A 25,966-nucleotide genomic window follows, 5' to 3' on the forward strand; every position below is an offset into this window, starting at 1 on the left:
GAGTTACGGATATAAGGGGGTACAGGTACATCCCTTATATCCGTCTTTTTGGCATCTTCTACTTTTCTAAATCTTCTTTTTTGTAATAACCGCTGTCAATCAACACTTTTTCATAATTGGATTTATCAACCGAAACCGGTTCCAACAAGTACGCTGGGACAACTTTGACCCCGTTATTATACGTTTTCGTATCGTTCACTTCCGGCTTTTTCCCTTTCAACACCGCATCAACCATCTCAACCGCTTTTTTCGCCAATTCTCTTGTGTCTTTAAATACCGTTTGCGTTTGTTCCCCTGCGATAATCGATTTCACCGAAGCCAATTCCGCATCTTGCCCAGTAATCACCGGCATCGGCTTGCTCGGAGTTCCGTAGCCAACCCCTTTTAAGGAAGAAATGATGCCGATGCTAATGCCATCATACGGGGACAAAACCGCATCAACACGTGCGTTTGTATAATGCGCACTCAACAAGTTGTCCATGCGCGCTTGAGCCGTCGCTCCATCCCAGCGCAATGTCGCTACTTGGTCAAACTTCGTTTGGCCGCTTCTCACTACTAATTTTCCGGAATCGATGTACGGCTTTAATACGGACATCGCTCCATCAAAGAAGAAATAGGCGTTATTGTCATCTGGAGAACCGGCAAACAACTCAATGTTGAACGGTCCTTTTCCTTCTTTCAATCCGAGCTTCTGTTCAATGTACTGCCCTTGCAGCACACCAACTTTAAAGTTATCAAACGTTGCATAATAGTCGACATACTTGCTGTTTTTAATCAAACGGTCGTACGAAATGATCTTAATCCCTTGTTTATGCGCTTTTTCCAACACGTCCGTCAACGCTTCCGCGTCAATCGGGGCAATCACTAGCACGTTAACCCCTTTGGTGATCATGTTTTCAATTTGCGATACCTGGTTTTCGACTACGTCCTCAGCATATTGCAAATCCGTTTTATAACCGAGTTTTTTGAACTCTTTCACCATATTTTGCCCGTCATGGACCCAGCGCTCGGATGATTTCGTCGGCATGGAAATGCCAACAAACCCTGCATCTTTTCCGCCGCTTGCTCCAAGTCCCCCACAAGCAGACAAAGATAATACAAATACCAATAATGTCAGCACATATAAAAGCCTTTTCATTTTCGTTCCCCCTTTAAATTTGTACGTATATTTAATTTCTAGCTTTACTATATCATCGAACGAATTGTTCGTCTTTTCAATCCATTAACCGTTTTTATAAAAATTTAACTTTGTTGAAGCGTTTTCAAAAAAACAGAACGATCTTTACCAAAAAAGACCGTTCTGTAAGTGCTTGCTCTCAATCTGTATATTCACTGATCATGCGCGTTCTTCGATATTGATTCGGTGATACACCCATCGCTTTTTTAAAAGCGGTGCTGAAATAATGTTGCGTATCATAACCGACACGTTCCGCAATTTCATGGATCGGCAGTTCGGTAGACAAAAGCAATTCCGCCGCCTTCTCCATCCGGATTTTCGTCAACAAATGGATGAACGAAATACCGAGCTCTTGCTTGATCATTCGACTTAAATAAACCGGAGAGACATTGAGAAACTCAGCAACGGACTCAAGCGTCAAATCCGATTGGCTAAAATGCTTCTGTATATACTGCCTAGCACGACGGACAATCGGAGAAAGGCGGCTTTCTTCCACCATTTGCTCTTTGCATTTTTCATATGCCGTCGCCACCCCGACCATTCCTCCTTCCACCGTTTCTATATATACACTGGCTCTAATGTGCAAATGTTGTTTCAGTGCCGTTTCCATCTGCCTACACTGTTCTTCACTGATCGGTTTCCAGCTGATCACAACGATGAACTCGTTTGAATCACGAAAAACAATTTTTTCACCATCCTCCAATAATTCAGAGATGGCGTTTTCGATGGCAAATAAAAGCAACTGCCGATCCCGATCGCTCACAATGGGCTGATTTTTAAATGAAAACCATTGAATCACAACGACTTGCGCAGGGCAAGACCGTGAAAGTCCAAGCAATGACAGTTGTCTCATGATATCCTCATCCGTCAGTCGCCCTGCTACCCATTCCATCCCTAATTGCTGGCGAAGCACGTGAACATGCTTTTGTACTTGGTTCGTTAACAGTTCCATATATCGTTTTTCCTTTTGCTCCTGTTCGAGCTTCTCCTTCACTTTTGCGACTACTTCGTACAATCGCTGCGGATCAGTTGGCTTTAATAAGTAATCATCCACTTGAAGGCGAATCGCCTCCTGTGCATACGAAAACTCATCATAACCGGTAATTACAATCATATGGCAGTTGGGCAACTTCTCCCGCACATGTCTCATCAGCGTAAGCCCGTCCATGATCGGCATGCTTAAATCGACAAACAATACATTCACTCGATGCCGTAAAGCTAATTCCAACGCCTCTTCCCCATCTTCTGCTTCTGCAACAACTTCCATGTTAAATTCATTCCAATCGATCGACTCCCGAATCCCTTCACGAATGATCGCTTCGTCATCTGCAATCAGCACCTTCCACATGAATCCATCCCTCCTAAGGAAGATGGGTGATGATTGGATGCACAATCGTCACGGTTGTTCCTTTTCCTTCCTCACTATCGATATGCAACCGGTAGGACGGGCCAAATGTTAATTGTAAGCGAGCTTGTACGTTCATCATTCCATATCCTTTCACCTTTCGCATTCTGCCTTCCTGGTCTCCTGATGTAAAATCAATGTCTAAACTTTTCCTCAACTCTTCCAGCCGCTCCCGGGACATTCCGACGCCATCATCTTTTACACGAATATACATTACTCCTTTATGTTCTCGCGCTTGAATCCAAATATGTCCTGGTCCTTTCCGCTGTTTAATGCCATGATAAATCGCGTTCTCCACAATCGGCTGCAACAGCAACTTTAACACATAAAATTGTTGCAGATATTCCGGAATGTCAAATGTATAGTCTAACTTATCTTTATAGCGAACTTCCTGGATACGTAAATAACTTTTAATATGCTCTACTTCCTCAGCCAAAAGAATCATATCCTTCCCCTTGCTTAATCCGATGCGGAACAGCTTTGCCAGTGTGCCGACCAATTCAGCAACATCATCAGCCCCTTTTTTGCGTGCCATCCATTGAATGGTATCTAATGTATTGTAAAGGAAGTGCGGTTTAATTTGTGCTTGCAACCCCCGCAACTCTGCCTCCCATCGCTGCCGCTCCTGCCATTCGGCCAAAGAAATAAAACGCTGCATTTGATCCAACATGTGGTTGAAACTTCGACCCAACATCCCAATTTCATCCGTACGCTCACCATGATAACGAACCGTTAAATCGCCTGCTTGCGCTTTTTTCATAAATGCCGTCAACTGGCTGATCGGACGAGATAATGAAAACGACAGGTAATAGGAAGCACCAATTGCAATAAAACAGACGAAAAAAATAAAACTGACAATATAAAAATGGATCTCTTTCACTTCTAATGCCGATTCATCGCTGGGGAACACCCCGATTGTTGTCCAATTCGTAAATGGAGAGCGCTGGTAAATAAACTGAACATGTTGTCCATTGATGTTCTTGGAAAATGCACCGCTATTTCCTTTGATCCAGCGCAATGGGACAGCTGTCACTGTAGAACGGCTCGGAGTATAGATGCTTTTCCCCTGCTCATCCATCACCAATAAATATCCCCATTTTCCAAGACGGATATTTTTAGTAGCTTCCGCAATCACTCTCAACTTTAAATCAACCAGTACAACCCCTTTCACTTTTTGTGTCTCGGGATCCATAATGGCTCGAACTGCAGATACGACTTCTGCACTTGTATAATGGGCATGAGAAATAACATTTCGTCCGATAGGATGACCGAGCATTTTAAAAATCCCTTTATTTTTCACAGCCTCACGATACCACCATTCCTTTGTCAATGGCGCGGAAGAACGGCTGTACATTTCATTACTTATATAGTCGCCATATTCGTTAACAACTAAAATCCCCGCAATCTCGGGATACAACGTAGTGATTCCTTGCAAAAATTGACGCATTTCATAATCATTGCGAGGCGCTCTACGATCCAAAAACGCTTTCATTTGTGGATTAAAGGCAATGAGATACGTTGCGTTTTGCATATTATTGGCATAAAACTCTAATGTCTGATTGACTTGGCTAATCAATTGCAATGTATTTTCATTTACTTGTCGTTCGATAATTCGATCAACCGTCCACCCTACCAAGCTTCCTAAACAGAGTGCAGGCACAATCATAGAGATGAGTAACAACGAAACAAACTTGTATCGTATCGGCCAATGGCTAACCCGCCAACGCTTCATCATTCGCAACCTCAATCACTCATTTCTCTATGTAGTCATTTGGCATAAAAATGATCCACATTTTCCCGCGTAACGACCGTAATTCCTGTATCAACATACGTTGGCAACGGTGAATCTCCTGACCGGGATGGAGATGTGAGATGATGATGAAGATGAAATAAAAATTGGAGCGACCAATATCCCATATTCCACGTTCCTTGCGCCAACGTCGCAGCAATAACGCCCCCCTTCACTAAATCTAACGTTTGTTTTTCTGTATCGAAACTAATGAGCTTAATCTCTTTCTTATTTAGCTCTTTGACTGCTTCTGCCATGCCAACTCCCCCGTTCGCTTCTGTTGCAAAGATCCCTTGCACATCCGGATAATCCTTTAAAATCTCCATTGCCGCCTGTTTTGAGGCCATAGCGTCCCCTTTTCCATTCTTTACGGCCACCACTTGCATTCGCGGATATTTTTGATAGATCGTCTCAACAAATCCTCTCGTCCTCTCTTGATGATTGAGTTGATGAGGGGAAGTAATGATCGCGACTTTCCCCTCATTCTTCAGCAGTTTAGCCATTTCGTGAGCCGCCGTCACTCCAGCGCTATAATTATTCGTCCCTAGAAATGAAAACGCCTTGCTTCCCGAAGCGTTCGAGTCAAATAATACAACTGGAATCCCTTCCTCGACTGCTTTATTGATTGTCTTCGTCAACGCAGTCGGATTAATGGCAGAAACCGCAATCCCAGCTGGTTTTCTCGCGATCACTTGTTCGAGCACTGTCACTTGCTCATTGACGTCATATTGAGTCGCCCCTCGATATTCTACGGAAACGTTCAACGCCTCCGCTGCGTCTTCAAATCCTTTGAGACAGCGTTTCCAATAATCCATGCCTGATTGGAAGGTGACCATGACGTATTTTTCGTCGGGTTTGCCATAGAACGGTGACGTGTCCTCATTAACAGACTGAATACGAGACACATCATGTTGATAATGATAAACATACGCGATAAACACCGCTAGCAATCCTGCATACGCTACAATTAAAGCCCTTATTCTCATTATCCATCCCCTGTCTTTATCATGTCTTTCGATATATACTTACAAATTTCGATTCATTCTATGGAGTTGTACGAATCAATACATGTAATATACTACAATGTACCATGATTCAAACTAGTAGTTCAAATAAATTTGACACCCATTTGGATCGTTTACGCAAAAAAACTCTCCCCTTCAGGGAATGAATAGGACACCCTGATGAGAGAGGCTGGATGAAACGGATGATTATTCTGCTAAACACCATTCCGATAAGCGATCATACCCTACCTGATTCTATGTCATCAGTTCACCATAGGCATCAGAAAATCTCTTCCCTACCTCCCCCGAAACACCGGCTTCCGCTTTTCTAAAAAGGCGCGGACGCCTTCGCGGTGGTCTTCGGTTTGCCGCATGCGCTGTTGGGCGTCGGTTTCGAGTTCGAGCACGCGAAGCAAATCTTCTTTTGTTTGTTCGACGTACAACATTTTCGTGGCGATCATGGCTTGAAGCGGTTTTTCTTGCAAGGAAGCGATTGCTTGTTCCGCCTGTTGTTCATCTTCGACGATGAAGTCAATCAGCCCGAGCTGCTGCGCTTCGTCCGCGCTCATCGGTTTTCCTTCCCAAATGATCTGTTTGGCTTTCGCCGTGCCGACCCGCTGGGCCAAGAAGAAATGCCCGCCGCCGTCTGGGATGAGGCCGATGCCGATGAAATTCATCGCCAAGCGCGCTTCTTTCGTGGCGATGAGGTAATCGCTCGCCAAGGCAAAGCTGAACCCAAGGCCGGCCGCTGGGCCATGGATGAGCGAAACGGTGATTTTCGGCATCGTATACAAGAGCATGATCATCTCCTGAATCGTTTTCATCACGGTTTGAAATTGGCTCGGGTCATCAACCGCCAGCATTGTCTTAATGTCGCCACCCGCAGAAAATCCTCTCCCTTTGCCGCGGATGACGACAACGGAAGCATCACTTTCCTTGATTTTCCGCAGCGCGTCGACGAGTTCCGTTAGCATTTGCACATCCATAGCATTTAACGCCTGCGGGCGGTTCAGTTCCAATATCGCTTTGTTTTGGTCAAATGTCAGCACAACCGTTTCCATGGCTCTCCTCCTCTGAATGATGATTCATTTCTTTTCATTCGCCATGAAGATTGTTTTTTCCTTGTTGGCGGCAAAAATATCATGTTCTCCAACACATCCATGCTTGACATCTTCATCTACTTGTAATAGCTTCTATGTCGGTGTTGCTTTTTTTCGAAGCACAGCGTGCCGATAAAGGAGTGGATCGCATGAGAAATCCAAGTGTACGAAACATCTCGTTTTATGCAGCGGCGGCTTTGATCTTCTCGATGATGGTCTACAACGTCTTTTATCATCTAGGAACATTCCCGATTTCAAGCTGGGACGAAGCGCGTCATGGCGTCAATGCATACGAAATGCTGAGGCATGGAAACTTGATCGTCAACACATACCTTGGGCATCCTGATTACTGGAATTTAAAGCCTCCTGTTAGCTACTGGGCGATCATGATTGGCTATAAACTCGTTGGGATGAACGCGCTTGGTTTGCGGCTGATGTCTGGCATTTGCGCTACGCTCACGGCCGTTGCCATTGCGCTATTTGTGAAAAAACGGTTTGGAAGCATGGCCGCGATCGTCTCATTGCTTGCCTTGTCTACTAGCACCCAATATCTTCTCAACCATTGCGCTCGCACAGGAGATGCGGATTCGCTCTTTGTATTCTTCTTTACGTTATCCATCCTTTCTTTGCTGGCCGCCAGACGGCAGACGCGATGGTTGTATGCAGCGGGCCTTGCCTGTTCACTTGCTTTTTTAACGAAAAGTTGGCATGCGGGGAACATTCTGTTGATCATGGTCTTATATTTTCTCATCACTAGGCAGTGGGAGTCAGGACGCTGGCGCGCATGGTGGAGGGCAGCGCTCACCTTCGTTGTTCCTGTGCTCGCTTGGGCTTTTGCCCGCTATCACTATGATGGATTCAGTTTTTTTAAACAAATGATCGGATATGACTTGTTGTTGCGCTCCACTCGGCCCATTGAAGGTCATATCGGCGATGAAACCTACTACGGCATCATTCTTGTTCATTTTTTCTTTTGGTGGCTGGCGCTCTTGGTCGGAATCATGGTCATCAGTTACATGCAAGGCGTTCGTCTTTTAGCGTTTGAAGGAACAGACCATCGATTGAAAGAAGATGTGATCGGGATTTTGCTTTGGATTTGCGTCCCGCTTCTCATGTTTACCATAGCTAAGACGAAAATCAGATGGTACATCCTCCCTGTCTATCCGCCGCTTTGCATGTTGATTGGCATTTGCGCAAGTCAATTATGGAGAAAAGGAACGTGGGGAGCGCGGGGAGTGTTGCTGACTGGACTGTTGTTCGTCGCATCGTTTTACGAAACGAATATTCAACATTATATCCATCATCCCAAGCCAAATTTCGAACTGGCATTGCTTCAGCAGACCGCCCAAATGCCTGTTCATGGATACGAACTGTTTATGTACCATCCGTTGCACGAGAAGGGTCGCTGGCCGCAAAATGCGGTCTTGACAGCAGAGCTTGCGAATGACCTCAAACCTCGGCACGGAGGGCTGAAAACGTTCTTGCATACAAGCCGAAGCCTGCTTCTCGTGAAAAAAGCATGGTTCAGCAAACAGCTCGAGCATAAATACCACCTGTCTGTTCTCGCCTCGAACCGTTGGGGATATATTTTGGAAAAGCACGCTTAAACATACAGCCTTGGAGTGCCACTCTCTCCAAGGCTGCGCAACTATTCTTCTAGAATTTTAGGAACAAACTTTACTCCAATCTCTTCTCATCCCGCTTAATTCTGGTTAAAAATAATCAATTTCAACTCCGTCATTTCCTCGATCGCATAGCGAATCCCTTCGCGGCCAAACCCGCTTTCTTTCACGCCGCCGTACGGCATATGGTCAACGCGGAACGTTGGGATGTCGTTAATCAACACGCCGCCAACGTGCAGTTGTTTCGCCGCTTTCCACGCGGTATGGACGTTGTCGGTGTAGATGCCCGCCTGCAAGCCGTAGCGCGAGTCATTGACAAGTTCAATGGCTTCATCGATCGAACGGACGCGGTTGATCAAGACGATCGGGGCGAACACTTCTTGGCAAGACACTTTCATCGTCGGTTCGGCGTCCACAATGACCGTCGGAAGCAAGATATTGCCGTCGCGCTCGCCGCCGAGGACGACGTTGGCGCCGCCTTGTTTTGCCTCTTCGATCCAAGAGAGCGCCCGGTCGACATCGTTTGGCGTAATCAAGGCGGATACATCGGTGGTTGGATCCAACGGGTCGCCTGTTTTCAACTGTTTCGCGGCGGCGACAAATTTTTCGACGAACTCGTCATAGCGCTTTTCATGGACATAGACGCGCTGGAGCGAAATACATACTTGTCCTTGGAACGTGAACGCGCCAAATACGCAGCGCGGGATGATGCGGTCAATATCGACCTGCTCGTCGACGATCACGGCCGAGTTGGAGCCGAGCTCGAGCGTCACCCGCTTTAAGCCTGCTTTATTGCGGATCGCGATGCCGACTTCCGGGCTGCCGGTGAAGGTGATCATGCTGATGCGCGGGTCGGTGACGATTTTGTCGCCGACCGTGCGGCCGCTTCCGGTGACGACGTTGAGCGCCCCTTTCGGCAAACCGGCTTTTTCGAACAATTCGGCGATAAAATAGGCGGACAGCGGCGTTTGGCTGGCTGGCTTCAACACAACTGTGTTGCCCGAGGCGATGGCCGGGCCAAGTTTATGGGCGACCAAGTTCATCGGGAAGTTAAACGGCGTAATCGCCCCGATGACGCCGATCGGCTCGCGGACCGTCAAGGCGATGCGATTTTCCCCGCCCGGCGCCGCGTCGAGCGGCAGTGTTTCCCCATGAATGCGTTTGGCTTCTTCGGCGGCGAATTTGTACGTTTGGATCGTGCGGGCGACTTCCCCTTTCGCCGTGGTGATCGGTTTGGCTGCTTCCAGTGCGATCAACCTTGCCGCTTCTTCCTGCCGCGCTTTCAGCTGCTCGACGACCCGCTCTAAAATGGCGGCTCGTTCATGCGCCGGCATAGCCGCCATCGTTTGCCGCGCGGCGTATGCCGCGGCAATGGCTTCATCGACTTCTTCTTCTGTCGCTGTCGGAATTTCGGCAATCGTCTCGCGTGAGTATGGCGATTTCAGCTCCGTGTACGACTTGGCTTCCCGCCATTCGCCGTTGATGTATAATTTCTGTTTCTGTACCGCTGTTTCCATCTATTTCACCCTTTCCTTATTTTGGGCATGCAGCTTTAGCCAACGCATCCCCCTTTGTTATATATCCCACACGCCCTGCTTATTTGTTTCATTCGCCATCATGCCCAAAAATCCTTCTTTTTCCTCTTATTTCAATAGATGATGATTGAGCCTGCTGTTACATCTTTAAGCATTTTTTGTGCCATCATGGCAAGCGCAAACGGCAGCCTCATTCTAAAGGCTGTAAGGCTCACTTTACCGCAAAATGCTTGCTGATGGTGATGTATTTCCTCGCTTGTGACAATGTTCAAACAAGAAGATGCTACACCTGGTCAGGAACAATGGCTTGTAGACAGCACAACTAAGTATGCCATTGGCCGACAAAAACAGTGAATAGGTTCACCATACCGGTTCTACTGTTCACCGGATGAGCCCCCAATGTTGCAACACAGGGCAATTATTTTTTCTTCCGCCCGACATCAACCAATTCTCTATCTTTCTTTCCCATATGTTTTCGTTATATGATGGATGCAGCCAATATTTTCTTGAAAGGATGCCGGGAAATGATCATCAAAAAAATCATCGACCTCACCATGCCGATCACGGCCCAAACTCCGGTGTACCCGGGGGATCCGAAGCCTAAAATCGAACCGGCAGCGGCGTTCGCCCAAGACGGCTATCACGTCAGCCGCTTGGTGCTTGGGTCGCACAGCGGCACGCATGTGGATGCGCCGTTTCACTTTTACGAACACGGTTGGCGGCTCGATGACGTGCCGCTCACGTATTTTCTTGGCCGCGGCGCCGTGATCAATGCCACCGGAAAAGCGGAAGGCGAAGCGGTGACGATGGCCGATGCCGCTCCGTATATCCCGAAGCTGTCGCCGGGAACCATTGTGTTGTTTCATACCGGCTGGTCGCAATACGCCGGAACAAAGCGGTATTTTTCCCATCCGTACGTTGCGCCGGAGGTGATTGAAGCGATGCTGGAGCGAGGCGTGCGGACGTTTTTCATCGACGCGCTCAACATCGACCCGCCGGACGGCTCCTCGTTCCGCGCCCACGAACTTATTCTTGGCGCCAACGGGGTGATCGGAGAAAATTTCGTGAACTTCGAGCGAATCGATTTTGATGACCCGTATATTATTGCCCTCCCTCTTTCCTTGCCTAGCTGCGACGGTTCGCCTGTTCGGGCGGTGGCAGTGCAGTGGGCGTAACAAAGAAGGATGATGCAACCAAACGCCCCGCACATGCTTTGCGCGGGGCGCGGCCTTGGGCTATTTGAGCCATTTGATCACTTTCGCCGGGTTTCCGCCAACGACCGCGTTGGCGGGGACATCTTTTGTCACAACCGCCCCTGAGGCGATGACAGCGTTGTCGCCGATCGTGACGCCCGGGTTGATGACGGCCCGCCCGCCGATCCAGACGTTATGGCCGATCACAACCGGCTTTCCGTACTCCAACCCGGAATTTCGTTCGTGCGGATCGAGCGGGTGAGTCGCCGTATAAATGTGCACACCAGGACCAATAAAACAATGGTCGCCGATTCGCACTTCACATACATCCAAAATCACGCCATCAAAGTTCATAAAAAAGTTTTCGCCGACATGAATGTTGTAGCCGTAGTCGCAGCGGAAGTTCGGCTCGATAAACAGCCGTTCTCCAGTCGAACCGAACAGTTCTTTGAGCAGAGCGGTTCGCTTTTCATACTCCGTCTCCAATGTTTCGTTATACAAGCGAACGAGCCGCCGCGCCCGCTCCCGCTCCTTGACGAGCTCCGGATCAGCGGGATTGTACAAGTGTCCCGCTACCATCTTTTCTTTTTCGGTTTTCATCGAACGCCTCCAACATTTCATGCATTCGTTTCAAAACTCCATGGAATGATCTTATCGTCCTTCAGAAAAACCGTTCCCTGTCATCGTTTCGATGCGCACGCCTTCCCGATAATAGGCCTCCATCACATCCTTTGGCACCATGCTTCCGCCGGTAGCCCAGCCAATATGGACGGCGTTTTTCATTTTTTCTTTCAAATCGTTTTCCTCTACATACGTTTGCCCCGCCGAATCGCGAAACAGCCGAACAGGTCCCGCCACCCCTGCCAAGGCGGACGGCTCTAAATAGATTTCCTCCGTTTCAACCATCGCCGCGAGCAAGCGGTAAAGCGTCGCATCGTCCACCGTATAGACGCCGCTGATGACGTTCTCAAGCATGTTCCCCACCAGCCGCGACGGCCGCCCCACCGCCAGCCCGTCCGCTTCGGTCTTATTGTCGAGGCCAAAATCTTGCACCGACACGCGGTCGTGCTCTCCTGTCATCAGGCCGAGCAGCATGCAAGGCGAATGCGTCGGCTCAGCGAAAAAGCAATGCACATGATCGCCGTACACGAGCTTCAGCCCAAACGTCACCCCGCCCGGACCGCCGCCGACGCCGCAAGGAAGATACACAAAGAGCGGATGGGTTTCATCAACCGTGATGTTCATGTCCTCTAATTGCTTTTTCAGCCGAAACGCCGCCACCGCATAGCCTAAAAACAGATGGATCGAGTTCTCATCATCGATAAAATACGACGTTGGATCCTCGGCGGACTGTCTTCGCGCCTCTTCCACCACTTTGTTGTAATCAGTGAGATGTTCGATGACGGTGACCCCTTTGCTTCGCAATAAGTCTTTTTTCCATTGTTTCGCATCGGCTGACATATGAACGGTGACGCGGAACCCAAGCTGCGCCCCGATGATGCCGATGCTCAAGCCTAAATTTCCTGTCGAACCGACGACAAGCGAATAGCGGGAAAAGAACTGCCGGAATTCTTCGCTGGCCATGACCGCATAGTCCTCTCCTATGGCGATCATACCGTTTGCGAGCGCAAGATCTTCCGCGTGTTTCAACACTTCGTAAATGCCCCCACGCGCCTTGATCGACCCGGAAATCGGGAGATGGCTGTCGCATTTTAGCAACAGCTCCCCCTCGATGTTGGTCTGAAACATCTTTTCCAAACGCCGTTGCATGTTCGGAATCCGGACTAAAGGGGATTCGATGATGCCATAGGCCGGCCGCGTCTCGGGAAAAACTTTCGCGATGTAGGGGGCAAAGCGGCGCAATCGTTCTTCCGCCTCCTTGACATCGCGTTCGCGTAAAGGAATCGTTTGAATAGCTTGCGCAAACGCGTGATATTTTGGATTGCGCCAAAACACCTCTTCGGCCGCCATGATCATTTCAAGCAGCGGGAATTCCTTTACCCACTTTTGGATTTCGTTTTTGGTCATCATGCACCATTCTCTCCCATGCGTGTTTGTCGTTTCGCACCCTTGGCGGATGCCGGTCCAAAGTCCACTTCATTGTTTGCCGAACCGTTTGCCGTTTACCTTCAGTCTCGCGAAAACCGCTTCCATTGTCAATGGGGATGAATGGAAATGGTTTGTGGATGACATTCGGGAGTGATCCCAGCCTTGTCGGAATGGCCAAGCGAGGCATGATCCGCTTTGAAAAATGCCTGTCTTTCCATTATGATGAAAGAGGCAAACCATATCGTGGAGATGATGATCATGGGCAATCGCCGTGATTTATCGCTTTTGTTTCTCGTGATGTTTTTGGTCATGGCCGGGTTTGGCATCATCATTCCCGTCCTTCCGTTTTACGCGGAAAAAATCGGCGCGACTCCAACACAACTCGGTTGGCTAATGGCCGTGTATTCGCTCATGCAATTTTTATTTGCGCCGATGTGGGGGAATTTATCGGACCGCTATGGACGAAAGCCGATGCTGCTTGTCGGCATTTTCGGTTTGGCCCTTTCGTTTTTCTTGCTCGCCGTCGCGACAAAACTTTGGATGTTGTTTGCCGCTCGCATCATCGGCGGATGTCTATCGGCGGCCACGATGCCGGCCGCTATGGCGTACGTCGCAGATGTGACAACCGAAGAAGACCGGGGCAAAGGAATGGGGATGATCGGAGCGGCCGTTGGGCTTGGATTCATTTTCGGACCGGGGATCGGCGGCATATTTTCCAAAACGAGCTTGACCGCTCCGTTTTGGATGGCAGGCAGCTTGGCGCTCTTGACCGCTCTATTCGTTTTCGTTTTCTTGCATGAGTCGCTTCCGAGAGAAAAACGAATGAATATACGAACAAAGCGGCCATCGCTTGCGGCCGCCCTCCAAGGGCCTGTAGCGCGCCTATACTTACTGCAGCTGATCACAACGTTTTCCCTCGCCGGACTTGAAGCGACGTTCGCCTATTTTGCCGCTGAACGAGCGGGGCTTTCGTCGACGGAACTTGGCTACATCTTTATGATCATGGGGCTTGCAGGGGCCATCGTCCAAGGAGGGTTGCTTGGAAAACTGATCCGCTCATTCGGGGAAGGAGCTGTCATTCGTGTCGGGCTGTTCTTGTCAGCAGTTGGCTTTTTTCTCATTTTATTCGTTCACAGCTTTTGGACAGCCGCGCTCTATTTAACGATTTTCGGCATTGGAAACGGCATCATCCGCCCGTGCGTCTCCGCGTTGTTGACGAAATATACGGCGGACGGCCAAGGAAGCGCAACAGGCGTCTTATCCTCGTTCGATTCGCTCGGCCGCATCGGCGGTCCGGCGATCGCCGGCTGGTTGTTCACCTTAAAGTCCAGTTTGCCATATATGTCAGGGATTGTGCTAACATTCATTTCCTTCGCTGTTTTTCAATCGTTTCAACGAGCCATGATGCAAAAAGACTCTGCCCTTTGACACAAGAGGAGGACGGATGTGGACATCCCCTGTTACAGATCAGCGAGCGAAAAAGCCCACTCCTTGAGGGGTGGGATGAAAGCGAGCCCCGTCTAACCTAGCGCACTGGTCACAGGTGCGCCGCCCATTGGGGTACATCCTAACCCGATGGGACGGGGTGATGACACACCCCTGAATTTGGGCGTTGTCCGAACCAGAAATGGATGAGGACGCAAACGACCCAAGAATCCCACGCCTTTAGGCGTGCGGAGTGTCAAACTCACGCACGGAAGTGAACGTCTTATGCATTGGGGTGATCAAAAATCATCATCTGCACAAAGGAGAAGGAGCGCCTTGAACATCGTTCCAACCAAACAGTTGGACCGCGCCATCGTCAACCAATTTTTCAACGACCATTGGGGAAGTCCGCAAATGGTTGTTTCAACCGGCATCTATACCTGCAGCGAGCTGGATGGATTTGCGGCTGTTGAGAACGGTCAGCGGATCATCGGACTGATTACATTCATCATCCGTGGCAGCGAATGCGAGATCATCTCGCTAGACAGCATAATGGAAAACCGCGGCATCGGCAGCGCCCTTTTGCATGAGGCAGAGGCATGGGCGAGACAACAAAGGTGCACGGCTGTTCAACTGATCACTACCAACGACAACTTGCATGCCCTTCGTTTCTATCAAAAGCGCGGCTATCAAATTGTGAACGTCTTTCCCAACGCTGTCGACAAGGCGCGACAAATCAAGCCAAGCATTCCGAAAACAAGTTCTGACGGCATTCCTATTCGAGATGAGTTGTTGCTTGTAAAACCACTGGCGTGACACGAGGTGATGATGACGCCGCATCGAAAAAGAAGCACCGGCCTTCTCCCAAGACCGGTGCTTCTTTCGATGTTTTGAACACTCCTCCACCTATGACGCCAGCCGCGAGGAGCGTCAAATTTCGGCGGCGATATGATACATGTAATAGATCCCATAGGCGATGCTGATGAGGGAGACGGTTTTCACGATCCATTGATTCATGACTTGCTGTTTCGCTTTCATCCAAACAAACGGAATCCCGAGAAACGTCGTGAACAGCATCATGCCGATGACCGTTCCTAGGCCAAAAATCAAAATAAAAGCAAGCGCCATCCAAGTTCCTTTGACCGTCGTCATCGTCAACAACACCATTCCGGCGCTGCCGGCCAAACCATGGACGATGCCGATCAATGTCGATTTCACATGTAAATGATGAATCTCGCCATGGCGATGATGATCCAGCCTCATTGTCGAACGGAAACTAGCAATTCCTAGAATAACGATCATGATGCCGACGGCCATTTCAAGGTAAGAAGCAATCTGTTCAGGAATTTGCCGCTCAAAGGCGATCATCGCCATCCCAACAACGAGCAGCGTCAACGTATGGCCAATTCCCCAAAACATGCCGGCCAGCGATGAAAGGGACAGTTTTTTCGTCCGGCTGGCAATGGTCGAAACGGCAATGACATGATCCGGTTCCGTCGCATGTTTCATTCCAAGCAGCAATCCAAACAAGAGCACAGGCCATATCGTTCCCATTGTCTTCTTCCTTTCCCTTGTCAATATTTCCTCCAACAGACTGGCGCTTTCTCACCGCATTGTTGGCGAATGAACTGTTGGACGCGTTGGAATATCGCTTCGATGACCGATGTTTCATACGCCAATATACGTACAGAAAAGCCTGGAACGGCCGCCGCTGAAAAACCGCAGCGAACCTCTTGCGGCATCTCTTCCATGAATTGGTTGAACTGTTCTAACACTTCCTTTGTGATGAACGGAGAAAGAGCCACGAATGATCCGACATGCGTATAGCCGCCGAGCTGCAGCATGCTCGTTAAGTGCTGCCGCGAGTCCAAGTACAGATGATCAAACAGAACGAGCGCCTCGTCTTGATACACCTTCAGTTTCGAGCGAATCCAATCATAGCGGAACAGCTCGCCGCTTTCCGACCATCCAGGCGTGATGATTTCGCCATAAACAAACGTGGAGCTTGGCGTGATGTACACCGTCGTTTCTTGATAAAAGCGCGCATGCTCATAGGCGATCGTCGGGTCGGGGAAATATTCAAGTACGCTTTGCTCCCCAAGTGACAATCGTGTATACTGCCTTACAGGCGTTGAAGGAGTTTTGTAGATTTTCGCCGCCGACTGGGTCGTCACCATCAACCGGGCGCTGGGCTCGAGGAAGATTTCCATATCATATGAATCCCCATCGACATACCCGCCGCCCACGTGGACAAGATATAACGTCGGATGAGCCGGGTCGAGGTAAACAGGACGCATCAGTTTCAGCGCCCCTTCACTATAGTTGTCCAAAATGACGGTGCGGCCGTTTTTCACGACCGCTGTACATCGCAAACGCCCCGTCCAGCTCATTCTTCCAGCCCTGCCAGCAGCACCTGTTTTTCGATCCAATCCACAACGTCAAAAAGACCAATCTCTTCTTTTAAATTTGTAAAAATGACCGGCTTCGCCCCTCGCGCTGCTTTGGCGTCCCGTTCCATCACTTCCAGACTGGCGCCGACGTAAGGGGCAAGATCGATTTTGTTGATCACGAGCAAATCCGACTTAATCATCCCCTGTCCGCCTTTGCGCGGAATTTTCTCCCCTTGGGCGACGTCGATGACATAAATGGAGAAATCGACCAACTCCGGGCTGAAGGTCGCCGCCAAGTTATCGCCGCCGCTCTCGATCAAAATGAGTTCCACATCTGGATGGCGCCGTTTCAGTTCATCAATGGCCGCAAAATTCATTGATGCGTCTTCGCGAATGGCCGTATGCGGGCACCCGCCCGTTTCGACGCCGATAATCCGATCTTCCGGCAAGACGCTATGTTTGATTAAAAATTGGGCATCTTCTTTTGTATAAATATCATTCGTAATGACCGCGATGCTAAAGCGGCGATGCATCGCCCGCGTCAGCTTCTCGACAAGCATCGTTTTGCCGGCGCCGACCGGGCCGCCGATGCCGATTCGTACCGGTTCCATTCTGGATTCTCCCTTCTCTGTCCTTCTTTCGTTCCACGTCAAACAAGATTTACGACATAAACAATCGAACAGGAAGACGTTCATGCTGCATTTGCGCGATTTCCAAGCCGACGGCTGCCGCCCCGAGCTCCTCTTCGTCGAGTGTCTCGATGATGCTCGCGGCATGAATCAAATATGGCTGCGCCATGACGAGCAGCTTTTGCCCGTCCGTCTGGCCGAGGGGAATGCCGCGAACCGCGTTTTGCACCATCGTTTGTACGGAAGCAAACAAATACGTCAGCACCGTCGTTTGTTTGGCTGCTCCGATTTTGCGGCCAACCGCCGCAAACACAATGGCCGGATGAATGGACCGCGTCGTTTGCACGATCTCATCCAATTCATCGACTCCGTAAATGTCGCGGCACAGTTTCCATAAGCGCCCCCCAATCATTCTCGTTCCTTCTCGCGTTTCCTTCGCCAAGCAGAGAGCAAACAGCGTGTCGTTCAGCCGCCGCAGTCCTTCCATACGGTCGACTTCCAACTGCTCATAGGCGATCCGGCACGCCAATCCATCCGTATACGTCAGCTGGGTCTGAATATAAGCGACAAGCACATCGCCAAACGTTTTGGCATCGCAAATTTGTTCATTGTACATGTATGTTTCAAACCCAAAGGAATGGGAAAATGCTCCAGACGGAAAATTCGAATCGGAGAGCTGCAGCAGCCACAACAACTGTTGGTCAGTCATGGCGATGCCCGATATGGCGGAACGCTTGTTTTACTTTCCGTTTTTCCCTCTTGTACGGGATGCCGAGTTGCTGGAGCAGCTCTTCGACTAAATAGTCGTATTGGACGAGCATTTCCCCTTCCTCGAATTGGGCGGGCAAGTGGCGGTTGCCGAGCTGATGAGCAATCTCCCCCATTTGTTTCATGGAAACAGGCTGGATGACAAGCAAATCATCGGGAAGAACGGATACGACAATGGCATTATGCTCATCCATCCATAACACATCTCCGTCTACCAATTCTTTCGCTTCTTTCAAGCGAATGCCAATCTCCCTCCCATGGTCGGTCACCACCCGCTGAATTCGTTTTACTAAATCATCGCTTGGCATGTACACCCGTTCGATGTGCGGGGGGAGAGAAGAAAGAGCTCGAATGTTGCCGATAACCGTTTCTACAATCATCATCATCACCTCAAAACAGAAAATATCGTTGCGCCATGGCCACAACTTCAGCCGGTTCGCACGTGATGAGCCGCCCATCGACCTTCACTTCATACGTTTGCGGATCGACATCGATTTGAGGCATGGCGTTGTTGAACACCATATCGTGTTTCGTTAACGAACGAATGTTTCCAACCGGTTTGACGATTTTGTGCAATCGCAGTTTGTCAGGGACGCCGCGTTCGAACGCCGCTTTGGACAAAAACGTAATGGACGTTTTCGCGACGGCGGCGCCATAGTTGGCGAACATCGGGCGGTACAGAGCGGGCTGCGGCGTCGGAATGCTGGCGTTCGGGTCGCCCATCACGCTGTAGGCGATCATCCCGCCTTTGATGACGAGCTCAGGCTTGACCCCGAAAAAAGCGGGATGCCAAACGACCAAATCTGCGAATTTTCCGACTTCGACTGACCCGACATACTCCGCGATGCCATGAGTGATAGCCGGGTTGATCGTATATTTGGCTACGTACCGTTTGACGCGAACATTATCGCCCCGCCCCGTTTCCTCCGGCAAGCGGCCAAACTGTTTTTTCATTTTGTCGGCCGTTTGCCACGTGCGCAAAATGACTTCACCGACCCGTCCCATCGCTTGCGAGTCGGAACTGATCATGCTGAAGGCGCCGATGTCGTGCAAAATGTCTTCTGCCGCGATCGTTTCTTTGCGGATGCGCGAATCGGCAAAGGCAATGTCTTCCGGAACGGACGGATCTAAATGATGGCACACCATTAACATATCTAAATGCTCATCAAGCGTGTTTTTCGTATACGGCCGCGTCGGATTCGTGGAAGAAGGCAAAATGTTCGGGAAGCTGGCGACTTTCATAATATCGGGCGCATGCCCCCCTCCGGCTCCTTCCGTATGGTATGTATGAATGACGCGCCCGTTAATGGCCTTCAGTGTATGCTCGACAAACCCGCCTTCATTCAATGTATCGGTATGAATGGCGACTTGCACATCGTACTCATCCGCCACTCGCAAGCACGCATCAATCGCCGCCGCCGTCGTTCCCCAGTCTTCATGAAGTTTGAGTCCAATCGCTCCGGCGCGGACTTGCTCCGCGATCGGCTCTTTCGCCGATGCGTTGCCTTTTCCTAAAAACCCAAGATTCATCGGGAACGCTTCGGCGGCTTCAAGCATCCGGTAAATGTTCCACTCTCCCGGCGTGCACGTCGTGGCATTCGTTCCGGTCGCCGGCCCGGTCCCGCCGCCAATCATCGTCGTAATGCCGGATGATAGGGCGGTTTCGATTTGCTGCGGGCAAATGAAATGGATATGGGCATCCACTCCTCCAGCGGTCACGATTTTCCCTTCGGCCGCGATCACTTCCGTTGAGGCGCCGATGACAATATTGACGCCGTCCATTAACAGCGGATTCCCCGCCTTGCCGATGGCGGCGATGTTTCCATCTTTGACCCCGATATCGGCTTTGTAAATGCCGGTGTAATCAACGATGACGGCGTTCGTCAACACTAAATCGACCGCTTCGTCGCGGACAGCGAGCGGATGCTGCCCCATCCCGTCGCGAATCACCTTCCCGCCGCCGAATTTCACTTCATCGCCGTAAACGGTATAGTCATGCTCAATTTCAATCCATAAGTCTGTGTCCGCCAACCGGATGCAGTCCCCAGTCGTCGGTCCAAACATATCCGCGTATTGCCGTCTTGACATGGAAAAACTCATTCTCTTGCTCCCTCCTTCCCGTTGTCATCAAGCGGACCGTTGACCATATTGTTTAATCCGTACACCCGGCGCTTGCCGGAGAACGGGACAAGCTCCACTTGCTTCGCATCCCCGGGTTCAAAACGGACCGCTGTCCCGGCTGGGATGTTCAAATGTTTTCCGTATGCGGCCTGTCGGTCAAATTCGAGAAACGAATTGACTTCAAAAAAGTGAAAATGGGAACCGACCTGCACCGGGCGGTCGCCGCGGTTTATGACCGTCAGCTTCGTAACCGGCTTTTGCCGGTTGCACACAATCGGTTCGTCGCGCAATCGGTATTCTCCTGGAATCATAGGACCACTCCTTTAATCCACCTTTATCGGAATCGGCCGGCGCTATTACGACCGGATCGGCTGGTGGACCGTGACGAGTTTCGTGCCGTCCGGAAACGTCGCCTCGACTTGAATCTCGTCGATCATGTCAGCGACGCCTTCCATCACATCATCGCGCGTCAAAATCGTTGCGCCGTATTGCATCAACTCCGCCACCGTCCGCCCGTCGCGGGCTCCTTCCATCAGTTCATACGTAATGAGCGCCACCGCTTCCGGATAATTTAGCTTCAAGCCCCGCTCTTTCCGGCGGCGCGCCAAATCAGCGGCAACGACGATCAGCAGCTTTTCCTGTTCACGCGGAGTCAGTTTCACTCATCTCTTCCCCCCTCTTGAATGCTCCCGCCTATACTCGCAGGTTCAAAAAATCTCTCATTCGCTAACACCGCTGTCTGCTGCTTAAACAGCAAGAAACGATTGAATATAAGTCAAATCAGCCCCATCGACATCCCCTTTCGCCACGACAGCGCCGCGATCCAAAATATAGAAACGATCGGCACAAGAAAACGCCAGCTCCACGTTATGTTCGACCAATATGATGCCAACCTGCTTTTCTTTGGCAATTTTCATAATCGCATCATGAATCAACGCAACGATCGAGGGCTGAATGCCTTCCATCGGTTCATCAAGCAAGAGCAGTTTCGGCCGGCCGGCCAACGCGCGGGCAATGGCCAGCTGTTGCTGCTGTCCGCCGCTTAAATCTCCTCCTTTTCGCTGGCGCATCTCTTTTAAAATCGGGAACAGCGCGTACATTTCATCAAGGGTCGGCTGGGGACGGACTTTTTCGGCCTGCGCTTCCAGCCCGAGAAGAATATTTTCCTCCACCGTCAACGCCGAAAAAATTTCCCTCCCTTGCGGCACATAGCCGATCCCCGCTCGCGCCCGCCGCTCCGGCGGCCATCGCGTGATATCTTCCCCCTCCCATTCGATGACGCCTGACATCGGGCGAATCAACCCGATGATCGTTTTCATCAACGTCGTTTTTCCGACCCCGTTTCTGCCCAACACCGCCGTCACCCGACCAAGAGGAACATCCATGTCAACATGATCGAGCACCACACTTCCGTCATAGCCAGCCGTTACATCCCGGAGGCGCAGCACGCGTTTTTCCCCCTTCCAAGGTACACATCGATCACTTGTTCGTTTTGCTGCACTTCATCCATCGATCCTTCGCACAATACTTTTCCTTCATGCATGACTGTCACTTGTTTGGAATAGCGGCGGACAAAGTCCATATCATGCTCCACAATGATCACCGCACAATGTTTGGCGATTTCGTGCAACCATTCCCCCGTGCGCTCCCGTTCCGCCGCGCTCATGCCGGCAATCGGCTCATCCAATAAGAGAAGTTGCGGGTGCTGAATGAGCTGCATGCCAATTTCCAACCACTGCTTTTGGCCATGAGACAGGGTGCCCGCTAAGCGATGACGTTCATCAAGCAATCCAATTCTCTCTAGTTGTGCTGCCATCATCTCTTTCTCTTCTCCGGTCAACTTCGCCCGCAAAACGGAACGCAGACGCCGATCTTGTCGCATGGCTAACTCCATATTTTCCCATACCGTCAAAAACGGAAAAATGGAAGGGCTTTGAAACTTCCGGGCGATGCCTATTTGCACGATCTCGTATTCCGGCCGTTGCGTGATGTCATGGGAGAAAAACAGCACCCGCCCGTCCGTCGCTCTCGTCCGCCCGCAAATGACATCGAGCAGCGTCGTTTTTCCCGCTCCGTTCGGGCCGATCAAAAACCGCACTTCATGAGGGTAAACCGCGAGATCAACACCTTGCAAAGCACGAAATCCATCGAAGTCAACGACGACGTCACGACACATCAACACGGGCTTCACGTTCATGCCCCCTTTTTGCTTTGATGCGAACGGCAACGAGCGATTCATAAATGCCCGCCAATCCTTTCGGAACCAATAACACGACAACGACAAACAGCGCGCCTAACAAAAGCAGCCATAGATCCGGATAATTTTCGCTTAAAAAGCTTTTCGCCGTGTTCATGACAATCGCACCAATGATCGCGCCCATGAGCGATTGGCGTCCGCCGACAGCGGCCCATAACACCATTTCAATCGAAGGAATAATCCCCATCATCTCCGGGGAAATGAGCCCGACTTGCAGGACAAACAACGCCCCAGCCACCCCGGCAAAGGCGGCTGACAAACTATACACAAACACTTTATAGACGGTCGGATTAAACCCTAAAAAACGAACCCGGTTTTCCGCGTCGCGAATCGCGATAAGCACCTTCCCCAACCGTCCGGACGTCAAGCGGCGCGCCGCGACGAAAATAAGAGCGAGACAGGCCGTTGTCAGCCAATACAACACAATTTGCGTGAGCGGCGATGACAACGAAAAGCCGAACACGGTCGAAAAATTGGTCAAGCCGTTCGTTCCTCCTGTCCATTCTTGTTTGCCGATAAACAACGTAACAAACACGACAACAACCGCCTGGGAAAGGAGAGAAAAATAGACACCTTTAATCCGATTTTTAAACGTTAAATAGCTTAATAGCGCAGCGAGCAACGTAGGAAGAGCGATCGCGGCGGCGATGGCCACCATAGGATGCGCAAACGGCTTCCAAAACCACGGCAGTTCGCGCACGCCGCTCCATTCCATAAAATCAGGCAAATGCCCTCGCGAAGCTTCGAGCTTCAAATACATCGCCATGCAATAAGCACCCAATCCAAAATACACCCCATGGCCGAGGCTCAAAATGCCGGTATATCCCCAAATGAGAGAAATGCCGACCGCCACGATGGCAAAGCAAAGAAATTTGCCAAGCAAAGACAGGCGAAACTCCGTTAAATAAAATGGCGCCAAAAACAAAGCAACGAAAAACAGCCAGTATCCCCAACGTTTGTTCACGATGCTTCCTCCCCTCAATCGAGCGACCGCGTCCTCAAGCTAAGAAGACCGGACGGTTTCCATTGCAAGAACGCAATAATGAGAACGAACACAATGACTTTGGCGATGGTGGCGCTTGTGGAATATTCGACAAAGGTGGAGATTAAGCCGAGGCCAAACGCTCCTAGCAGCGTCCCAGCCAGTTTTCCCACTCCTCCTAAAATGACGACCATAAACGCATCGACAATATAGTATGTGCCGATCGTCGGCCCGATCGGCCCAAGCAAGGTCAACGCGCATCCCGCCACCCCCGCCAATCCTGAACCGATCGCAAACGAGTATGCATCAACTTTCTGCGTGGCAATGCCGAGGCAGGCCGCCATCGGCCGGTTCATGGTGACAGCCTGAATGCGTCGGCCAGCTCGTGTTTTCGTTAAATACATATAAAGAAAGAACACGATCGCCAATACAAGACAGAGAATAAACAACCGTTTATACGGAAACACCGCCCCAAACAAGCGGATTCCACCATCAAGCCAGCTTGGCGGCACAACCGCCACGTTGGGCGCCCCAAAGATGAGACGGGCCGTCTGTTGCAAAATCAAACTGATCCCCCATGTCGCCAACAAACTGTCCAGCGGGCGGTGGTACAAATGGCGGATCAAGCTTTTTTCCAACCCCCACCCAAACAAGGCAGCGATGAGAAACGACGACGGAATGGCAATGACAAAGTACATCCCCGCTGATTGCGGCGCATGATGGGCAAAGATTTGTTGAATGACGTAGGTTGTGTACGCGCCGACCATCATCAGTTCACCGTGCGCCATATTGATGACGCCCATCAATCCAAAGGTGATCGCCAACCCAATGGCGATCAAAAGCAAAATCGAACCGACGCTCAGCCCGTTGAATAATTGGTCAATAAGCATCGCCGTCCCCCTTTCATGTCCGCTGGGCGAGAAGGAAGGACATGCCTTCCTCCCCATGCAACTATTCACTTAATCCTTTCGCCCATGGGTAGCTCTTTAAATACGGATCTGGCTTCACCGGCTGGCCGGAATTCCATAACTCTTTGAATTGTCCGTCCGCTTGGATTTCGCCAATGCGCACCGTTTTCCATAAATGCTGCGTTTCCCCGTCAATTTTCACCGTTCCTTCCGGCGCCTTGTATTCAAGGCCGGCCGCCGCTTTTTTCACTTGATCCACATCAAAGGAGCCGGCTTTTTTCACTGCTTCGGCCCATAAATGAACGGCTGTATACGCCGCTTCAATCGGATCATCGGTCACGCGGTCTTGCCCGTACTTTTCTTTATACTTTTGTACAAACGCCTTATTTTCCGGTGTATCGGTCGTCTGAAAATAGTTCCACACAGCCAAGTGACCAGCCAACACATCCGGCCCGATCCCGCGGATTTCTTCTTCCGCGATACTGACGGACATCACCGTCACGTCTTTCGGTGTGATGCCAGCGTCTTTCAACTGTTTGAAAAAGGCGACATTGCTATCGCCGTTGAGCGTATTGAAGACGACAGCCGGTTTCACTTGTTTGATTTTGCTGATAATGGTGCTATAATCGGTATGGCCGAGCGGCGTATATTCTTCCCCGACCACTTGCCCACCTTCGGCCTTCAACTGGGCCTTGATGATTTTGTTCGCTGTCCGCGGAAAGACGTAATCCGACCCAAGCAAGAAAAACGTCTTGCCGCGGTTTTTCAAGAGCCAGCTGACCGCCGGAACGATTTGTTGATTCGTCGTCGCCCCGGTGTAAAAGATGTTCGGCGACGACTCCATCCCTTCATATTGCACCGGATACCAAAGCAGCCCATTGTTTTGCTCCACAACCGGAAGCATCGCCTTGCGGCTCGCCGATGTCCAACCGCCAAAAATGGCGGCCACTTGATCTTTTTGCAGCAGTTTTTTCGCCTTTTCGGCAAACGTCGGCCAGTCCGACGCCCCATCTTCCACAACCGGTTCAATTTTCTTGCCGAGCAGCCCCCCGGATGCATTGATTTCCTCGATCGCCATTAACTCGGCATCGCGCAGCGACACTTCACTGATGGCCATCGTTCCGCTCAGCGAATGGAGAATCCCGACTTTGACCGTACCGCCTTCTTTACTAGCCGAAGACGAATCCTTTTTGTTTTCGTTTTTGGCTTGATCAACAGCTGATGACGCCGCACATCCCCCAAGGGCAAAAACGCTGATGCATAAAAGCAACCATAATTTCCGCATGAATGTTGGTTTCATTCGCACACCCTTCCCCCTATTCATTTTGAAAATCAATGAGTCCCTATACCTCGTTCATCTGGCAAAGCGGCCTCCCTCCCTTGTTCCTCAAAGGTGATGAGTGATATCCATTTTGTGCAAACCATCTTGAGGATGTGTTCTTGATTAGCAGTGTAAGGCCTAGATATAGTTGATTCAACAACATTGTCATATTTTATTACATATTTTTGTTATATTTATTATCACAAAAATATACATCATGATTTCTAAACCAATTGATCGCGCCTAAAAACAAAAAACACCCCAAAAAGGCATGAACATATCCCTGTCAAG

26 protein-coding genes are annotated in these 25,966 nt (G+C 50.2%); 4 read left to right on the top strand and 22 right to left on the bottom strand.

Annotated elements, in window-relative coordinates; translation table 11 throughout:
• Window positions 1-58: 58 nt before the first annotated feature.
• From chvE to DI44_RS07125, 5 genes are all read right to left on the bottom strand, one after another.
• Window positions 59-1,138, bottom strand: a complete 1,080-nt coding sequence (gene chvE / locus DI44_RS07145) for a multiple monosaccharide ABC transporter substrate-binding protein (protein WP_021321555.1) — start codon at window positions 1,136-1,138, stop codon at window positions 59-61.
• Window positions 1,139-1,316: 178 nt separating this feature from the next.
• On the bottom strand, window positions 1,317-2,525 hold the full coding sequence (locus tag DI44_RS07140) for a response regulator (protein WP_021321554.1): 1,209 nt from the start codon (window positions 2,523-2,525) through the stop codon (window positions 1,317-1,319).
• A gap of 13 nt (window positions 2,526-2,538) precedes the next feature.
• Window positions 2,539-4,314, bottom strand: coding sequence for a sensor histidine kinase (locus tag DI44_RS07135; protein ID WP_020279035.1), 1,776 nt, complete (start codon window positions 4,312-4,314; stop codon window positions 2,539-2,541).
• 35 nt (window positions 4,315-4,349) lie between these two features.
• The gene (locus DI44_RS07130) at window positions 4,350-5,357 is read right to left on the bottom strand and encodes a substrate-binding domain-containing protein (RefSeq protein ID WP_011231402.1); all 1,008 of its coding nucleotides are present in this window, start codon (window positions 5,355-5,357) and stop codon (window positions 4,350-4,352) included.
• 314 nt (window positions 5,358-5,671) lie between these two features.
• Window positions 5,672-6,436 carry an enoyl-CoA hydratase gene (locus tag DI44_RS07125; RefSeq protein WP_011231403.1) on the bottom strand — a complete coding sequence of 255 codons (765 nt, stop codon included), beginning with the start codon at window positions 6,434-6,436 and terminating at the stop codon, window positions 5,672-5,674.
• A 188-nt stretch (window positions 6,437-6,624) separates the two neighbouring features.
• Between DI44_RS07125 and DI44_RS07120 the strand changes: the two genes are divergently transcribed.
• Complete coding sequence (locus tag DI44_RS07120; protein ID WP_014195991.1) at window positions 6,625-8,082, top strand: glycosyltransferase family 39 protein; 1,458 nt, start codon at window positions 6,625-6,627, stop codon at window positions 8,080-8,082.
• A 95-nt stretch (window positions 8,083-8,177) separates the two neighbouring features.
• Here the strand turns inward: DI44_RS07120 and DI44_RS07115 are convergent, their stop codons facing one another.
• Window positions 8,178-9,614: an aldehyde dehydrogenase family protein gene (locus tag DI44_RS07115; protein ID WP_033025543.1), complete on the bottom strand. Its 1,437-nt coding sequence runs from the start codon at window positions 9,612-9,614 to the stop codon at window positions 8,178-8,180.
• A 131-nt stretch (window positions 9,615-9,745) separates the two neighbouring features.
• A complete protein-coding gene (locus DI44_RS18995) occupies window positions 9,746-9,904 on the bottom strand; it encodes a hypothetical protein (RefSeq protein ID WP_155467786.1) in 159 nt (52 codons plus the stop codon).
• Between the two features lie 252 nt (window positions 9,905-10,156).
• On the opposite strand from DI44_RS18995, the gene DI44_RS07110 reads away from it, so the two are divergent.
• Window positions 10,157-10,807, top strand: a complete 651-nt coding sequence (locus DI44_RS07110; RefSeq protein WP_033025544.1) for a cyclase family protein — start codon at window positions 10,157-10,159, stop codon at window positions 10,805-10,807.
• A gap of 60 nt (window positions 10,808-10,867) precedes the next feature.
• Here DI44_RS07110 and DI44_RS07105 read toward each other — a convergent pair whose 3' ends face one another.
• Entirely contained in the window at window positions 10,868-11,425 is a 558-nt protein-coding gene (locus DI44_RS07105; RefSeq protein WP_020960046.1) for a sugar O-acetyltransferase, read from the bottom strand.
• A gap of 51 nt (window positions 11,426-11,476) precedes the next feature.
• Window positions 11,477-12,856, bottom strand: a complete 1,380-nt coding sequence (locus DI44_RS07100) for a D-serine ammonia-lyase (RefSeq protein WP_033025546.1) — start codon at window positions 12,854-12,856, stop codon at window positions 11,477-11,479.
• Between the two features lie 276 nt (window positions 12,857-13,132).
• Between DI44_RS07100 and DI44_RS07095 the strand changes: the two genes are divergently transcribed.
• The gene (locus tag DI44_RS07095; protein ID WP_033025548.1) at window positions 13,133-14,302 is read left to right on the top strand and encodes a tetracycline resistance MFS efflux pump; all 1,170 of its coding nucleotides are present in this window, start codon (window positions 13,133-13,135) and stop codon (window positions 14,300-14,302) included.
• A gap of 333 nt (window positions 14,303-14,635) precedes the next feature.
• Window positions 14,636-15,115 carry a GNAT family N-acetyltransferase gene (locus DI44_RS07090; RefSeq protein WP_033025549.1) on the top strand — a complete coding sequence of 160 codons (480 nt, stop codon included), beginning with the start codon at window positions 14,636-14,638 and terminating at the stop codon, window positions 15,113-15,115.
• Between the two features lie 114 nt (window positions 15,116-15,229).
• Here the strand turns inward: DI44_RS07090 and DI44_RS07085 are convergent, their stop codons facing one another.
• From DI44_RS07085 to urtA, 13 genes are all read right to left on the bottom strand, one after another.
• On the bottom strand, window positions 15,230-15,853 hold the full coding sequence (locus DI44_RS07085; protein ID WP_033025551.1) for an urease accessory protein UreH: 624 nt from the start codon (window positions 15,851-15,853) through the stop codon (window positions 15,230-15,232).
• Window positions 15,854-15,873: 20 nt separating this feature from the next.
• The gene (locus tag DI44_RS07080; protein ID WP_011231412.1) at window positions 15,874-16,689 is read right to left on the bottom strand and encodes an urease accessory protein UreD; all 816 of its coding nucleotides are present in this window, start codon (window positions 16,687-16,689) and stop codon (window positions 15,874-15,876) included.
• Window positions 16,686-17,300: an urease accessory protein UreG gene (gene ureG / locus DI44_RS07075; RefSeq protein ID WP_011231413.1), complete on the bottom strand. Its 615-nt coding sequence runs from the start codon at window positions 17,298-17,300 to the stop codon at window positions 16,686-16,688. The genes DI44_RS07080 and ureG overlap by 4 nt, the downstream gene beginning before the upstream one ends.
• 49 nt (window positions 17,301-17,349) lie before the next feature.
• Window positions 17,350-18,027: an urease accessory protein UreF gene (locus DI44_RS07070; RefSeq protein ID WP_033025553.1), complete on the bottom strand. Its 678-nt coding sequence runs from the start codon at window positions 18,025-18,027 to the stop codon at window positions 17,350-17,352.
• Window positions 18,020-18,466, bottom strand: a complete 447-nt coding sequence (gene ureE, locus DI44_RS07065; RefSeq protein WP_020960052.1) for an urease accessory protein UreE — start codon at window positions 18,464-18,466, stop codon at window positions 18,020-18,022. Before ureE ends, DI44_RS07070 begins: the two co-directional genes overlap by 8 nt.
• A 10-nt stretch (window positions 18,467-18,476) precedes the next feature.
• Window positions 18,477-20,186, bottom strand: coding sequence for an urease subunit alpha (gene ureC / locus DI44_RS07060; protein WP_033025555.1), 1,710 nt, complete (start codon window positions 20,184-20,186; stop codon window positions 18,477-18,479).
• Window positions 20,183-20,518, bottom strand: coding sequence for an urease subunit beta (locus DI44_RS07055; RefSeq protein WP_015375019.1), 336 nt, complete (start codon window positions 20,516-20,518; stop codon window positions 20,183-20,185). The genes ureC and DI44_RS07055 overlap by 4 nt, the downstream gene beginning before the upstream one ends.
• A 45-nt stretch (window positions 20,519-20,563) precedes the next feature.
• A complete protein-coding gene (gene ureA, locus DI44_RS07050) occupies window positions 20,564-20,869 on the bottom strand; it encodes an urease subunit gamma (protein ID WP_020755308.1) in 306 nt (101 codons plus the stop codon).
• Between the two features lie 84 nt (window positions 20,870-20,953).
• Window positions 20,954-21,655: an urea ABC transporter ATP-binding subunit UrtE gene (urtE, locus tag DI44_RS07045; RefSeq protein WP_020960055.1), complete on the bottom strand. Its 702-nt coding sequence runs from the start codon at window positions 21,653-21,655 to the stop codon at window positions 20,954-20,956.
• Window positions 21,634-22,398 carry an urea ABC transporter ATP-binding protein UrtD gene (gene urtD / locus DI44_RS07040; protein ID WP_033025557.1) on the bottom strand — a complete coding sequence of 255 codons (765 nt, stop codon included), beginning with the start codon at window positions 22,396-22,398 and terminating at the stop codon, window positions 21,634-21,636. The genes urtE and urtD overlap by 22 nt, the downstream gene beginning before the upstream one ends.
• Complete coding sequence (urtC, locus tag DI44_RS07035) at window positions 22,373-23,431, bottom strand: urea ABC transporter permease subunit UrtC (protein ID WP_033025562.1); 1,059 nt, start codon at window positions 23,429-23,431, stop codon at window positions 22,373-22,375. The genes urtD and urtC overlap by 26 nt, the downstream gene beginning before the upstream one ends.
• A gap of 11 nt (window positions 23,432-23,442) precedes the next feature.
• On the bottom strand, window positions 23,443-24,336 hold the full coding sequence (urtB, locus tag DI44_RS07030; RefSeq protein WP_033025558.1) for an urea ABC transporter permease subunit UrtB: 894 nt from the start codon (window positions 24,334-24,336) through the stop codon (window positions 23,443-23,445).
• 61 nt (window positions 24,337-24,397) lie between these two features.
• Window positions 24,398-25,654, bottom strand: a complete 1,257-nt coding sequence (urtA, locus tag DI44_RS07025; protein WP_013523950.1) for an urea ABC transporter substrate-binding protein — start codon at window positions 25,652-25,654, stop codon at window positions 24,398-24,400.
• Between the last annotated feature and the right edge of the window lie 312 nt (window positions 25,655-25,966).

It is taken from the genome of Geobacillus sp. CAMR5420 (assembly GCF_000691465.1).
Classification (GTDB): Bacteria; Bacillota; Bacilli; order Bacillales; family Anoxybacillaceae; genus Geobacillus; species Geobacillus thermoleovorans.

Excerpts from the sequence above, each read along its gene's own strand:
- chvE (WP_021321555.1), bottom strand. The coding sequence starts at position 1,138 with ATGAAAAGGCTTTTATATGTGCTGACATTATTGGTATTTGTATTATCT.
- DI44_RS07140 (WP_021321554.1), bottom strand. The coding sequence starts at position 2,525 with ATGTGGAAGGTGCTGATTGCAGATGACGAAGCGATCATTCGTGAAGGG.
- DI44_RS07135 (WP_020279035.1), bottom strand. The coding sequence starts at position 4,314 with ATGAAGCGTTGGCGGGTTAGCCATTGGCCGATACGATACAAGTTTGTT.
- DI44_RS07130 (WP_011231402.1), bottom strand. The coding sequence starts at position 5,357 with ATGAGAATAAGGGCTTTAATTGTAGCGTATGCAGGATTGCTAGCGGTG.
- DI44_RS07125 (WP_011231403.1), bottom strand. The coding sequence starts at position 6,436 with ATGGAAACGGTTGTGCTGACATTTGACCAAAACAAAGCGATATTGGAA.
- DI44_RS07120 (WP_014195991.1), top strand. The coding sequence starts at position 6,625 with ATGAGAAATCCAAGTGTACGAAACATCTCGTTTTATGCAGCGGCGGCT.
- DI44_RS07115 (WP_033025543.1), bottom strand. The coding sequence starts at position 9,614 with ATGGAAACAGCGGTACAGAAACAGAAATTATACATCAACGGCGAATGG.
- DI44_RS07110 (WP_033025544.1), top strand. The coding sequence starts at position 10,157 with ATGATCATCAAAAAAATCATCGACCTCACCATGCCGATCACGGCCCAA.
- DI44_RS07105 (WP_020960046.1), bottom strand. The coding sequence starts at position 11,425 with ATGAAAACCGAAAAAGAAAAGATGGTAGCGGGACACTTGTACAATCCC.
- DI44_RS07100 (WP_033025546.1), bottom strand. The coding sequence starts at position 12,856 with ATGATGACCAAAAACGAAATCCAAAAGTGGGTAAAGGAATTCCCGCTG.
- DI44_RS07095 (WP_033025548.1), top strand. The coding sequence starts at position 13,133 with ATGGGCAATCGCCGTGATTTATCGCTTTTGTTTCTCGTGATGTTTTTG.
- DI44_RS07085 (WP_033025551.1), bottom strand. The coding sequence starts at position 15,853 with ATGGGAACGATATGGCCTGTGCTCTTGTTTGGATTGCTGCTTGGAATG.
- DI44_RS07080 (WP_011231412.1), bottom strand. The coding sequence starts at position 16,689 with ATGAGCTGGACGGGGCGTTTGCGATGTACAGCGGTCGTGAAAAACGGC.
- ureG (WP_011231413.1), bottom strand. The coding sequence starts at position 17,300 with ATGGAACCGGTACGAATCGGCATCGGCGGCCCGGTCGGCGCCGGCAAA.
- DI44_RS07070 (WP_033025553.1), bottom strand. The coding sequence starts at position 18,027 with ATGACTGACCAACAGTTGTTGTGGCTGCTGCAGCTCTCCGATTCGAAT.
- ureE (WP_020960052.1), bottom strand. The coding sequence starts at position 18,466 with ATGATTGTAGAAACGGTTATCGGCAACATTCGAGCTCTTTCTTCTCTC.
- ureC (WP_033025555.1), bottom strand. The coding sequence starts at position 20,186 with ATGAGTTTTTCCATGTCAAGACGGCAATACGCGGATATGTTTGGACCG.
- DI44_RS07055 (WP_015375019.1), bottom strand. The coding sequence starts at position 20,518 with ATGATTCCAGGAGAATACCGATTGCGCGACGAACCGATTGTGTGCAAC.
- urtB (WP_033025558.1), bottom strand. The coding sequence starts at position 24,336 with ATGCTTATTGACCAATTATTCAACGGGCTGAGCGTCGGTTCGATTTTG.
- urtA (WP_013523950.1), bottom strand. The coding sequence starts at position 25,654 with ATGAAACCAACATTCATGCGGAAATTATGGTTGCTTTTATGCATCAGC.